The organism is Pseudomonas kielensis (assembly GCF_030505375.1).
Classification (GTDB): Bacteria; Pseudomonadota; Gammaproteobacteria; order Pseudomonadales; family Pseudomonadaceae; genus Aquipseudomonas; species Aquipseudomonas kielensis.
This window is the reverse complement of record NZ_CP130043.1, coordinates 988,799-1,001,607: the sequence shown is the minus strand read 5'-3', so window position 1 is coordinate 1,001,607 and position 12,809 is coordinate 988,799. Positions and strand designations below refer to the sequence as shown.

General features: G+C 62.2%; 12 protein-coding genes. 9 read left to right on the top strand and 3 right to left on the bottom strand.

The window, feature by feature from the left end; genetic code table 11:
• The first annotated feature begins 27 nt into the window (after nucleotides 1-27).
• From Q1W70_RS05000 to Q1W70_RS04965, 8 genes are all read left to right on the top strand, one after another.
• Entirely contained in the window at nucleotides 28-1,029 is a 1,002-nt protein-coding gene (locus tag Q1W70_RS05000) for a response regulator (protein ID WP_166588596.1), read from the top strand.
• 107 nt (nucleotides 1,030-1,136) lie between these two features.
• A protein-coding gene (prfB, locus tag Q1W70_RS04995; protein ID WP_166588595.1) for a peptide chain release factor 2 occupies nucleotides 1,137-2,232 on the top strand; the annotation gives its coding sequence in 2 pieces (ribosomal slippage) (nucleotides 1,137-1,208 and nucleotides 1,210-2,232; 1,095 coding nt in all).
• 115 nt (nucleotides 2,233-2,347) lie between these two features.
• Entirely contained in the window at nucleotides 2,348-3,850 is a 1,503-nt protein-coding gene (gene lysS / locus Q1W70_RS04990) for a lysine--tRNA ligase (protein ID WP_166588594.1), read from the top strand.
• Between the two features lie 97 nt (nucleotides 3,851-3,947).
• Nucleotides 3,948-4,664 carry a TetR/AcrR family transcriptional regulator gene (locus Q1W70_RS04985; protein WP_166588593.1) on the top strand — a complete coding sequence of 239 codons (717 nt, stop codon included), beginning with the start codon at nucleotides 3,948-3,950 and terminating at the stop codon, nucleotides 4,662-4,664.
• 53 nt (nucleotides 4,665-4,717) lie between these two features.
• Nucleotides 4,718-5,278 (top strand): hypothetical protein, encoded by a 561-nt coding sequence (locus Q1W70_RS04980; RefSeq protein ID WP_182343645.1) that lies wholly within the window; start codon nucleotides 4,718-4,720, stop codon nucleotides 5,276-5,278.
• 26 nt (nucleotides 5,279-5,304) lie between these two features.
• Entirely contained in the window at nucleotides 5,305-6,582 is a 1,278-nt protein-coding gene (locus tag Q1W70_RS04975; RefSeq protein ID WP_166588591.1) for a flavohemoglobin expression-modulating QEGLA motif protein, read from the top strand.
• Between the two features lie 46 nt (nucleotides 6,583-6,628).
• Entirely contained in the window at nucleotides 6,629-7,543 is a 915-nt protein-coding gene (locus Q1W70_RS04970) for an alpha/beta hydrolase (protein ID WP_182343647.1), read from the top strand.
• The gene (locus Q1W70_RS04965; protein WP_166588589.1) at nucleotides 7,540-7,869 is read left to right on the top strand and encodes a PA3694 family proteiin; all 330 of its coding nucleotides are present in this window, start codon (nucleotides 7,540-7,542) and stop codon (nucleotides 7,867-7,869) included. The genes Q1W70_RS04970 and Q1W70_RS04965 overlap by 4 nt, the downstream gene beginning before the upstream one ends.
• A gap of 125 nt (nucleotides 7,870-7,994) precedes the next feature.
• Here the strand turns inward: Q1W70_RS04965 and lptF are convergent, their stop codons facing one another.
• From lptF to Q1W70_RS04950, 3 genes are all read right to left on the bottom strand, one after another.
• Nucleotides 7,995-8,783, bottom strand: coding sequence for a lipotoxin F family OmpA-related lipoprotein LptF (lptF, locus tag Q1W70_RS04960; RefSeq protein WP_166588588.1), 789 nt, complete (start codon nucleotides 8,781-8,783; stop codon nucleotides 7,995-7,997).
• Nucleotides 8,784-8,836: 53 nt separating this feature from the next.
• Nucleotides 8,837-9,250 carry a DUF4398 domain-containing protein gene (locus tag Q1W70_RS04955; RefSeq protein ID WP_166588587.1) on the bottom strand — a complete coding sequence of 138 codons (414 nt, stop codon included), beginning with the start codon at nucleotides 9,248-9,250 and terminating at the stop codon, nucleotides 8,837-8,839.
• 283 nt (nucleotides 9,251-9,533) lie between these two features.
• On the bottom strand, nucleotides 9,534-9,878 hold the full coding sequence (locus tag Q1W70_RS04950) for a pilin assembly protein (RefSeq protein ID WP_166588586.1): 345 nt from the start codon (nucleotides 9,876-9,878) through the stop codon (nucleotides 9,534-9,536).
• Nucleotides 9,879-10,092: 214 nt separating this feature from the next.
• Between Q1W70_RS04950 and ppc the strand changes: the two genes are divergently transcribed.
• Nucleotides 10,093-12,723, top strand: a complete 2,631-nt coding sequence (gene ppc, locus Q1W70_RS04945; RefSeq protein ID WP_166588585.1) for a phosphoenolpyruvate carboxylase — start codon at nucleotides 10,093-10,095, stop codon at nucleotides 12,721-12,723.
• The last annotated feature ends 86 nt before the right edge of the window (nucleotides 12,724-12,809 follow it).

The window sequence follows — 12,809 nt, the reverse complement described above, 5'->3', positions numbered from 1 at the left end:
GCCAAGTAGTATTTCAGGTGAATCCCCATGGATGAGTTACAGCTCGACGATTTCAAGAACGATGAAAATGCCGCGATGGTGCTGCTGGTCGACGACCAAGCCATGATCGGCGAAGCCGTGCGGCGGGGGCTGGCGAACGAAGAAAACATCGACTTCCACTTCTGCGCCGACCCGCACCAGGCCATCGCCCAGGCGATTCGCATCAAGCCGACGGTGATTCTGCAGGACCTGGTGATGCCCGGCCTGGACGGCCTGACGCTGGTGCGCGACTACCGCAACCACCCGGCAACCAAGGACATCCCGATCATTGTGCTGTCGACCAAGGAAGACCCCTTGATCAAGAGCGCGGCGTTTGCCGCCGGGGCCAACGATTACCTGGTGAAACTGCCGGACAACATCGAGCTGGTGGCGCGCATTCGGTATCACTCGCGCTCCTACACCACGCTGATCCAGCGCGACGCCGCCTACCGGGCGTTGCGGGTCAGCCAGCAGCAGTTGCTCGACACCAACCTGGTGCTGCAGCGCTTGATGAACTCCGACGGCCTGACCGGCCTGTCGAACCGCCGGCACTTCGACGAGTACCTGGAACTGGAGTGGCGGCGATCGCTGCGGGACCAGACCCAATTGTCGTTGTTGATGATCGATGTCGACTACTTCAAGTCCTATAACGACAGTTTCGGCCATCTTGAGGGCGATGAAGCCCTGCGCAAGGTGGCGACGGCGATCCGTGATGCCAGCAGCCGTCCCTCGGACCTGCCGGCGCGTTATGGCGGTGAAGAGTTCGCCCTGGTGCTGCCCAACACCTCGCCGGGCGGTGCACGACTGGTGGCGGAAAAACTCCGTCAGACCGTCGCCGCCCTGAAGATCCCCCACATCGCCCCGGCCGAAGGCGCGAGCCTGACCATCAGCATCGGCCTGTCGACCATCACCCCGAAACAGGGCAGCGACTGCCGGCAATTGATTTCGGCGGCTGACAAGGGCTTGTACCTGGCCAAGCACAATGGGCGCAATCAGGTGGGGATCGAGTAAAAAACAGCCGTTTTGGTGGCCCAATAGCCGCCAGGCGGGCTGCCGTGGCGGCCTGATTACGTTATACTCGCCGGCTTTCAAAAGTTCGCCAACGAGTGCTGCCCGCCATGGAAATCAACCCGATCCTTAACAGTATCAAGGACCTGTCCGAGCGCTCCGAAACTATTCGGGGGTATCTTTGACTACGATCAAAAGCATGAGCGTCTGACCGAAGTCAATCGCGAGCTTGAAGATCCGAGTGTCTGGAACAACCCTGAGTACGCTCAGAACCTGGGTCGCGAGCGCTCGCTGCTGGCCCAGATCGTAGAAACCCTCGATGAGATGTCCAGCGGTCTGGCCGATGCCAAGGACCTGCTGTTGATGTCTGCCGAGGAAGAAGACCAGGCCGCCGTCGACGACGTTGCAGCTGAAGTCGAACGCCTGCGCGAGGCCCTCGAGAAGCTCGAGTTCCGCCGCATGTTCAGCGGTGAGATGGACGCCAACAACGCCTACCTGGACATCCAGGCCGGCTCCGGTGGCACCGAGGCCCAGGACTGGGCCAACATCCTGCTGCGCATGTACCTGCGCTGGGCGGACAAACGCGGTTTCGACGCGACCATCATGGAACTGTCGGCCGGTGAAGTCGCCGGGATCAAGGGCGCCACCGTGCACATCAAGGGCGAGTACGCCTTTGGCTGGCTGCGCACCGAGATCGGCGTGCACCGCCTGGTGCGCAAGAGCCCGTACGACTCCGGCAACCGTCGCCATACCTCGTTCTCGGCCGTGTTCGTGTCGCCGGAAATCGATGACAACATCGAAATCGACATCAACCCTTCGGACCTGCGTATCGACACCTACCGTTCCTCCGGTGCCGGTGGTCAGCACGTAAACACCACCGACTCGGCCGTACGTATTACCCACGTACCGTCCAACACCGTGGTCAGTTGCCAGAACGAACGCTCCCAGCACGCCAACAAAGACACCGCGATGAAAATGTTGCGGGCGCGCTTGTACGAGCAGGAAGTGCAGAAACGCAACGCCGCTTCGCAAGCCCTGGAAGACACCAAGTCGGACATCGGCTGGGGTCACCAGATCCGCTCGTACGTGCTCGATGCCTCGCGGATCAAGGATCTGCGCACTAACATCGAACGCAGCGACTGCGACAAGGTGCTCGACGGCGACATCGACGAATACCTGGTGGCCAGCCTGAAACAAGGCTTGTAAGACATGCAGCACGGGATCGCCTGACACACCGCGATCCTCTGTAGGAGCCGGCTTGCCGGCGATCCCCAGGCCGCAGGCCTGGGGGCAACGAACCCGTGATGGAATTTTTGAAGACATGAGCGACCTAGAACTCGACCCGCAAGCCCTGCAACAGGAAGAAAACACCCTGATCGCCCTGCGCAAGGAAAAGCTTGCTGCCGAGCGCGCCAAGGGCAACGCCTTCCCGAACGACTTCCGCCGCGACAACTACTGCGATGCCCTGCAGAAGCAGTACGCGGACAAGACCAAGGAAGAGCTCGCAGAGGCTGCAATCCCGGTCAAGGTTGCCGGTCGCATCATGCTTAACCGTGGCTCGTTCATGGTGATCCAGGACATGTCCGGGCGCATCCAGGTCTATGTCAACCGCAAGACCCTGTCCGAAGAAACCCTGGCCGCGGTGAAAACCTGGGACCTGGGCGACATCATCGCCGCCGAAGGCACCCTGGCCCGTTCCGGCAAGGGTGACCTGTACGTGGAAATGACCAGCGTGCGCCTGCTGACCAAGTCGCTGCGCCCGCTGCCGGACAAACACCACGGCCTGACCGACACCGAACAGCGTTATCGCCAGCGCTACGTTGACCTGATCGTCAACGAAGAAGTGCGCCAGACGTTCCGCGTGCGTTCGCAAGTCATCGCCCATATCCGTAGCTTCCTGATGAAGCGCGACTTCCTTGAAGTCGAGACGCCGATGCTGCAAACCATCCCCGGTGGTGCGGCGGCCAAGCCGTTCGAGACGCACCACAACGCCCTGGACATGGAAATGTTCTTGCGTATCGCGCCTGAGCTGTACCTCAAGCGCCTGGTGGTCGGTGGTTTCGAGAAAGTCTTCGAGATCAACCGCAACTTCCGTAACGAGGGCGTTTCGACTCGTCACAACCCTGAATTCACCATGTTGGAGTTCTACCAGGCGTACGCCGACTACGAAGACAACATGGACCTGACCGAAGAACTGTTCCGTGAACTGGCGCAGCTGGTCCTGGGCAGCACCGACGTGCCGTACGGCGACAAGGTGTTCCACTTCGGCGAGCCGTTCGTGCGTCTGTCGGTCTTCGACTCGATCCTCAAGTACAACCCTGAGCTGACCGCCGACGACCTGACCGACATCGACAAGGCGCGCGCCATCGCCAAGAAAGCCGGGGCCAAGGTGCTGGGCTTCGAAGGCCTGGGCAAGCTGCAAGTGATGATTTTCGAAGAACTGGTCGAGCACAAGCTGGAGCAGCCGCACTTCATCACCCAGTACCCGTTTGAAGTGTCGCCGCTGGCCCGTCGCAACGATGACAACCCGAATGTCACCGACCGCTTCGAGCTGTTCATCGGTGGTCGCGAAATCGCCAACGCCTACTCCGAGTTGAACGACGCGGAAGACCAGGCCGAGCGTTTCATGGCCCAGGTGGCCGACAAGGACGCCGGTGACGACGAAGCCATGCACTACGACGCCGACTTCGTGCGTGCACTGGAGTACGGCATGCCGCCGACGGCGGGTGAGGGCATCGGTATCGATCGCCTGGTGATGTTGTTGACCAACTCGCCATCGATCCGCGATGTGATCCTGTTCCCGCACATGCGACCGCAAGCGTAAATGCCGCAGTGAAAAAGCCGCCTACATCAGGCGGCTTTTTATTGCCTGTATGGAACAAACGTATCAACTTATTGCTTCCAACTGCGAGGTAAGACCGGTGAATCGTGCAAATGCTCAAGAAGGAGCAGCGGGGGTCGCCACGGCGGTCGCTGAAAGTGTTCAGTACCAGGGCCGCAAGGCCAGTCGACAGGGCAGTGAACAGCGTCGACAGGACATTCTCGACGCCGCGATGCGCATTGTCGTGCGCGACGGCGTGCGGGCGGTGCGGCACCGCGCCGTGGCCGCCGAGGCCAGCGTGCCACTGTCGGCGACGACCTACTATTTCAAGGACATCGATGACCTGCTCACCGATACCTTTGCCCAGTACGTGGAGCGCAGTGCGGCCTACATGGCCAAGCTGTGGGCCAATCACGAGGGGCTGCTGCGCGAGATGGTCGACAGCGGGGATGGCAGCCCCGAGTCGCGTTCGCGGCTGGCCGACGACATTGCCCGGTTCACCGCCGACTATGTGCACCGGCAATTGCTCAACCGCCGCGAGCACCTGATGGCCGAACAGGCGTTCCGCCAGGAAGCCTTGCTCAACCCGCGCCTGGCGTTGCTGGTACGTTCCCACCAGCAGATTCTCCTGCAGGGTACCTGCCAGCTATTCCAGGTGCTGGGCTCGCCCGAACCGCAGCAGGATGCCAAAGTGTTGACGGCGATAATCGGACGGATGGAATATCAAGGCCTGCTCAACGAGGCAGAGCCGCTGGCGGAGGAAGAAATGCTCGGAATCCTCACGCGGTATATGCACTTGGTGCTGGCCTCGGTGTAACCCTGGGGGCTGGGCAGATGGCGGTGTCGGTGTGTGCTGATTGGGAGTCTTGAATGAAGTACTGGCGTGTCGTGGTGATCACCCTGTCGTTCCTGCTGCTCAGCGGCTGCCTGGTGTCATTCAAGCAGGCGATGCCCGCCAGCGAGGCTGCGCCGGCGGGTTTGCTCGGTAAGTGGACCAGCAAGAATGCCTGGGGTGAAGCACAGAACCTGGACCTGACTCGCGTCGGCCCGCACCGCTACCAGGCGGTCAGCTACTTCAAGGCCAAGCCCAAGGAGCGCGAGGCCTATCCATTCACGGTGGCGCGCCACGGCAATCGCTGGTACCTCTCGGCCAAGGTGCCGGCCCAGTACGGCGGCAACTTCACCATCGCCGGGTTTGAACTGAACGATAAACAGGAACTGGTGATCTACAACCTCGATCTCGAGCAGATCCGCCAGGCGCTTGGGCAACACCTCCAGGGTGAGCCTTTCAGCACCGACGACGGCGACGGCGTGCTGGTCAGCAGCAGCATGGACCAGGTGTTCGCCTACCTCGACGATCCGGCCAATTCCGACGTATTCGTCGAGGCCGCGCGGTATCAACGGCCGCACACCACTCAATCAGCGCAGTAGGCAACGGTTAACCAAGGGAGCAACCGGTGGACGATTACCAGCAGACGATACGCACCTTGTCTGATCGCATAGTGCTGGCGCAAACGCCGATCCGGGTCCTTGATGCGGTGAAATGGGACGACAGCATCCGCAAGGGGTTCCTCAAGGCCAAGGGCAAGGAAATGCCGGCGGTGGACCGGGACTATTACCTCAATCGGCCACTGGCCTTCGATTCCAGCAAAGTGAAGCTGGAATTCCAGAACATCGAGCGCGACATCACTCGCCAGCTCGGCCAGTTCAACCCGGTCGGGCAGATCATGCGGCGCATGTGCAAGGAGTACCGCATGGTGGTGCGGATGCTCGAGGCCCGTGGCACCGAAGACTTCGGGCTGATTTCCCAGGAGCTGTATGGCGCGGCGTCCGATGCGTTCCATGCCGGTGACCCAACCCTGGCCGATCTGGGCCTGATGATGTCCGACTACTTGAACAACATCGATGGTCGCGGCGACCTCAAGGACGAGCCCAAGACCCTCACCGCCAAAGAGGCGGTGCACCTGCTGCAGACTCGCTTGAACAAGGTGTTCGGCGAGGCCGAGGAAACCATCCGGGTGTTCGAGTCCGACGGGATCGTCGCCGACGCGGCGGCCGGTGCCGACTACATCAAGATTCGTACCGACGCGATGTTCAACGAGCGTGACGTGCGCGCCCTGGAAGTGCATGAAGGACTGGTGCACGTGGGCACCACGCTCAACGGGCTGAATCAGCCGATCTGCACCTTCCTGTCCAAGGGCCCACCGTCCTCGACCGTGACCCAGGAAGGCCTGGCGATCCTGATGGAGATCATCACCTTCGCCTCCTACCCGAGCCGCCTGCGCAAGCTGACCAACCGTACCCGGGCGATCCACATGGTCGAGGAGGGCGCGGATTTCCTGCAGATTTTCGAGTTCTTCCGTGAGCAGGGCTTCGAAATGGCCGAAAGCTATGGCAATGCCAGCCGGGTATTCCGTGGATCGGTGCCAAATGGCCTGCCATTTACCAAAGACTTGTCCTATCTCAAGGGCTTTATCATGGTTTACAACTACATTCAGTTGGCCGTGCGCAAAGGCAAGCTTGAGCAGATCCCGTTGCTGTTTTGCGGCAAGACCACCCTGGAAGACATGCGAACCCTGCGCCAGTTGGTCGATGAAGGCCTGGTGGAACCGCCCAAATACCTGCCCGCGCAGTTTCGTGACATGAACGCGTTGTCGGCCTGGATGTGCTTCTCCAACTTCCTCAACCACTTGAGCCTGGACCGGATCGAAGCGGATTACTCAAATATTCTGTAACCCCGGGGGTTGCAGCACCCTGAACCCATTGCGAGGCTTCAAACGGATGAGAATCCTCGGCATCCTTTGCCTGCTCCTGACCCTCAACGGCTGCAGTTCGCTGCTGTTCTACCCTGAGCCCGGCCTGCCGTTCACCCCGGACAAAGCCGGCCTGCAGTACCGCGACGTCAGCCTGACCACGGCCGATGGAGTCAAGCTGCACGCTTGGTGGCTGCCGGCAAAAGAGGGGGTGGCGGTCAAGGGCACGGTCCTGCATCTGCACGGCAATGGCGGCAACCTGGCGGCGCACCTGGGGGGCAGTTGGTGGTTGCCCAAGCAGGGCTATCAAGTGTTGCTGCTGGACTATCGCGGTTATGGCCTGTCAGCAGGCGAGCCCGGTTTGCCGCAGGTCTATCAGGATATCGACGCCGCCTTCACATGGCTGGACCAGGCGCCACAGGTGCAGGGCACGCCGCTGATTGTCCTCGGCCAGAGCCTGGGCGGGGCCATGGCGCTGCACTACCTGGCCGAGCACCCACAGCGCCAGGCGCAGCTCAAGGCGCTGGTGCTCGACGGCGTGCCGGCCAGTTACCGCGAAGTGGGCCAGTTTGCCCTCAGCACTAGCTGGCTGACCTGGCCGTTCCAGGTGCCGTTGTCGTGGCTGGTGCCGGACGCTGACAGCGCAATCCGCGCCATGCCCCAGGTCAACGCGGTGCCCAAGCTGATCTACCACAGCATCGACGATCCCATCGTGCCTCTTTCCAACGGCATCCGACTGTATCAAGCTGCGCCCCCGCCGAAGGTGCTGCAATTGACCCGCGGTGGCCATGTGCAGACATTCGCCGACCCGGTCTGGCGAACCGTCATGCTGCGCTATCTGGACGATCCGCAGCACTTCAATGGTGTGCGCCGCCTGGGAGAGATCCCCAATTACCCGGCCCCCAGCCATTCACCCGATCAACCGCAAGAGAGCCCGCAATGAGTGAAGAACGTAACGCCATCCCACTGATCATCACCGGTATCTGCAGCATCCTGGGCACCGTCGCTGCCCTGTGGTGGTACGGCTACCTGCACTTTGCCAAGCCGGAAGACGCCTTGTTGCTCAATGAGTTCACCATGCTCAAGACCGTGCCGGGCGAAGACTACAAAGTCTCCCTGGAGCCGGCTGCGCAAGTGGCGCAGTGCATCGACGGCGTGTTGGTGTTGTTCGACACCGAACAGAAAGGCCTGACCGGCGTGCTGATCAACAGCAAGAAAAAAGCCGTGCGCTGCATGGGCCAGGAAACCCCGCAGAAGCTCGAGCCCTGATTCGCCTCGGCCTGTAGACCTTGTAGGCGCGAGCTTGCTCGCGATGGCGGCATCCCGGCCGACACACACAAAAAAGCCCCGCCTGATCAAATCAGGCGGGGCTTTTGCGTTACTGCGTTAAGCGCTTAGTTCGAACTGACTGCCGAACGTGGGATCACCGGCTGGTTGTCGTTGGAAATGGTCACTTCCACCCGACGGTTCATCGCCCGGCCCGAGACGCTGCTGTTCTCGGCCACCGGGTACTCTTTGCCGTAACCCTGGGCAACCACACGCGCTGGGTCGACGCCCATTTTCACCAGGGCCATGCGCACCGAGTTGGCACGACGCTCGGACAGGCTCTGGTTGTAACTGGCAGCGCCGGTGCTGTCAGTGTAGCCCTCGACAATCACCTTGCGGTCCGGATTCTCGGCGAGGAAATGCGCCAGTTTGTTGATGTTCACCAGGCCGCTGGATTTCAGTTCAGCCTTGTTGGTGGCAAACAGCACATCGCCGAAGGTCACCAGGGTGCCGCGATCGGTCTGCTTGGCGTTGAGGCTGTCCTGCAACTGCTTGATCTGCGAGTCACGGGCATCAAGGCGGGCCTGGGCCCGATGTGCCGAAGCGTTTTTCAGCTCGGCTTCAGCGGTACGCAGGGCGATGGTCTGCTTGGCGACTTCAACACGTTGATTGGTCAGGTAGGCCAGTTGATCGACCTTCTCGGCCTTCTCGCGCTCCTGGAAGGCTTTGTCGGCCTTGTCCAGGTAGTCGCTGGCTTCCTTGGTTTCCAGGGCCGCGACTTTGCTTGCTTGTGGATTGGCCTGCAGGCCCGAGTAGTTGGTCCGGGCCTGTTCCAGGTTGGCATTGGGAGGTGTCGAGCAGGCGGCCAAGGCAACGCTGGCGGCCAGGAGAGCTGGGATCATCAATTGCTTACGCATAGTGGTTCGTCCTTTCTATCGATTCGCGGGTGCACAGGGGCGTGGGGCAGGGCTTATTGCACGCTGCGCTGGCTTTCCTGGCGCAGTTCCTGAACGCCTTGCTGAGAGTCCTTGAGCGACTGTTCGGCCTTCATCGCCTGGGCTTTGCGTTCGGCGACGCGGGCATCCCACTCAGCCTGTTCGGCCAGCAGTCGGGCCTGGTCGTACTGCTTGTCGTGCATGGCCAGTTCCGCTTGTTTGAGCTTGTCCTGGGCTGCTTTCATTTCCACTGCGGCAAACTCGGTACCGCCGGCACTGACGGCGCTGTTGACCGCTGATTGGGTCACGGCGTACTGCTCGGTCGGCGGGTTGCCGGCGCATCCGGCCAGGACGAAGCCGCAACCGAGTGCCAGGGCGGCCAACTTGAGACCGCGCGGGAATGTGGACGTGGTGGTGGCGGTGCTGGTTTTCATGGTCTTCAACTCCATTGGATAACTCCTGAACATCGTCAAATCCATCCTGGTTGTGGAGCCGTGGGAACGTTGGGCGGCGCCTGCGACAGCGTGATGTGGTACGGCTGTTCCAGTGATGGTTACTGGGTCTGACCCATGGCTTTTTTTCAAAGTTCAGAAAAGATGGCGTATCGCCCAAAAAACCGTCGAGGCCTTGCGCGAGGCTCTAAACCGGGAACTTTTTCGTCGTGCAGGAGTACTCCCGAGCCACAAAGGGCTCAGGAATACGCGGTTTCAGAAGTGTGGAACGCAGGTGTGGCTAGTGTTTCTGCTTGCCGGCTGCGGCCGAAATATCATGCAGATGTTGCCGGGACAGGGCGAGGAAGCGTGGGGTGGGGCCGACGTCTTCGTAGAGCGGATCGCCCTCTTCGTCGGTGGCGATGACTTGCTGGCCCTTGATGTAGGGGAAGCTCGCTTCGAGTTCCTCCAGGGCGGCGCCAATCAGTTCCCCGAGCAACTCTTCGGGGTGGCGCTTGGGGTACATTTCGCTGAGTGCTGCCAGGCGTGCAGCGGCCTCGACGTCCAGGTGAATGCTGTAGCCGGTCTTGGTCAAACGGCCTTTGGCGGTTTCTTCCCAATGCTGGGCCAGTTCACGAATTTTCATAATGACCTCAATAATCACCTGCTCGTGACAGGGTGTGATGCGTCTGCGGCGGTGGCCGATCGCAAGCCTGGGTATGGCTTACTCATGAGACTAGCCGCAACCGCGAAGGTTTAAAGTCGATTCGTCGCCTGCTTGTAAGAACCGGCTGCGAGCGGCACTCTTGAGCCTCAGGACTGCGCCTGATAGCTGACTGCCATTCGCTGGAGAACCGCTGATGACCGATATCGATGCACGCTTGCGCGAAGATGTTCACCTCTTGGGTGAGCTGTTGGGCAACACCATCCGCGAGCAGTACGGGGATGGGTTTCTCGACAAGATCGAGCAGATTCGCAAGGGTGCCAAGGCTGACCGGCGTGGCTCCATGGACGCCGAGCTGAGTGCCAGCCTCAACCAGTTGAGCGAGGATGAACTGCTGCCGGTGGCGCGGGCGTTCAACCAGTTCCTCAACCTGGCGAACATCGCCGAGCAGTACCAGTTGATCCATCGCCGCGACGAGTCGCAGCCGGCGCCGTTCGAGGCGCGGGTCCTGCCGCAACTGCTGGCCCGGCTGCGGGCCGAGGGCCACAGTGCCGAGTCACTGGCGCGGCAATTGGGCCGCCTGGAGATCGAGCTGGTGCTCACTGCGCACCCTACCGAAGTGGCGCGCCGGACCCTGATCCAGAAATACGACGCGATTGCCGCGCAACTGGCCGCGCAGGACCATCGCGACCTCACCAGTGCCGAGCGCGAGCAGATCCACCAGCGCTTGCAGCGTTTGATTGCCGAGGCCTGGCACACCGAAGAAATCCGCCGCACCCGACCCACGCCCGTGGACGAAGCCAAGTGGGGGTTCGCGGTGATCGAACACTCGCTGTGGCAGGCGATTCCCAATTACCTGCGCAAGGCCGACCTGGCCCTGGAGACTGCCACCGGCCTGCGCTTGCCGCTGGAGGCCGCGCCGATCCGCTTCGCCTCCTGGATGGGCGGCGACCGTGACGGCAATCCCAATGTGACGGCGGCGGTGACCCGTGAGGTGCTGCTGCTGGCACGCTGGATGGCGGCTGACTTGTACCTGCGCGACGTCGATCAACTGGCGGCCGACCTGTCGATGCAACGGGCCAGTGCGGCCCTGCAGGCCAAGGCCGGTGACAGTGCCGAGCCTTACCGGGCGGTGCTCAAGCAATTGCGCGACCGCCTGCGGGCGACCCGCAACTGGGCCCAGGCGTCGTTGGCAGGCAACACCCCGGCCGGGGCCGATGTGCTGCACAACAACCGCGACCTGCTGGACCCACTGGAGCTGTGCTACCAGTCGCTGCACGAATGTGGCATGGGCGTGATTGCCGATGGCCCGCTGCTCGATTGCGTACGCCGGGCCGTGACCTTCGGCCTGTTCCTGGTGCGCCTGGACGTGCGTCAGGACTCCTCCCGGCATTGCTCGGCGATGACCGAGATCACCGATTACCTCGGCCTGGGGCGTTATGAAGACTGGGACGAGGAGGCGCGCATCGCGTTCCTCATGACTGAGCTGCACAACCGCCGGCCGTTGTTGCCCAGCCACTTCAAGCCTTCGGCCGATACCGCAGAGGTTCTGGCGACCTGTCGGGAAGTCGCCGCTGCACCGGCGGCGTCGCTGGGCTCCTATGTGATCTCCATGGCTGGCGCCGCCTCCGATGTGCTCGCCGTGCAACTGCTGCTCAAGGAGGCCGGGGTGCTGCGGCCGATGCGCGTGGTGCCGCTGTTCGAAACCCTGGCCGACCTGGACAACGCCGGGCCGGTGATCGAAAAGCTGTTGCTGCTGCCGGGTTACCGCGCGCGTTTGCAAGGGCCCCAGGAAGTGATGATCGGCTATTCCGACTCGGCCAAGGACGCCGGCACTACCGCGGCGGCCTGGGCGCAATACCGGGCGCAGGAACGGCTGGTGGATATCTGCCGTGAGCAGCAGGTCGAATTGCTGTTGTTCCATGGTCGCGGCGGGACCGTGGGCCGTGGCGGTGGCCCGGCGCACGCGGCGATTCTGTCGCAGCCACCGGGGTCGGTGGCCGGGCGTTTCCGTACCACCGAGCAGGGCGAGATGATTCGCTTCAAGTTCGGCCTGCCGGACATCGCCGAGCAGAACCTGAACCTCTATCTGGCCGCTGTGCTGGAGGCAACCTTGCTCCCGCCACCGCCGCCGGAACCCGCATGGCGCGGCTTGATGGACGAACTGGCTGCCGATGGCGTGAGCGCTTATCGCGCGGTGGTGCGGGAGAATCCGCAGTTCGTCGAATACTTCCGCCAATCCACTCCCGAGCAGGAACTGGGGCGGCTGCCCCTGGGCAGTCGTCCGGCCAAGCGCCGGGCCGGTGGCATTGAAAGCCTGCGGGCGATCCCGTGGATCTTCGGCTGGACCCAGACGCGCCTGATGCTGCCGGCGTGGCTGGGATGGGAAGCGGCGCTGAGCAAGGCGCTGGCCCGTGGCGAAGGTGAGCTGCTGGCGCAGATGCGCGAACAATGGCCGTTCTTCCGCACCCGGATCGACATGTTGGAAATGGTCCTGGCCAAGGCCGATGCGGACATCGCAAGGTCCTACGACGAGCGTCTGGTGGAGGCCGATTTGCTGCCTTTGGGTGCGCATTTACGCGACCTATTGTCGCAGGCCTGCGCCGTGGTCCTGGGGCTGACTGGCCAGTCGCAGTTGCTCGCCCATAGCCCCGACACCCTGGAATTCATCCGGCTACGCAACACCTACCTCGACCCCCTGCATCTATTGCAGGCCGAGTTGCTGGCCCGCTCGCGGCAGCAGGAGGTGGCGCAGGGCAGCCCAGTGGAACAGGCGTTGCTGGTGTCTGTAGCGGGGATTGCCGCCGGTTTGCGCAACACCGGCTAAGGCCCGATGGGCATCCTCGGCAGCCTGCTCTGTCCGGCCAACCGGTCGCAGGGGAGGGCTGCCGGCGCCTGCCAGGCGACACTTTG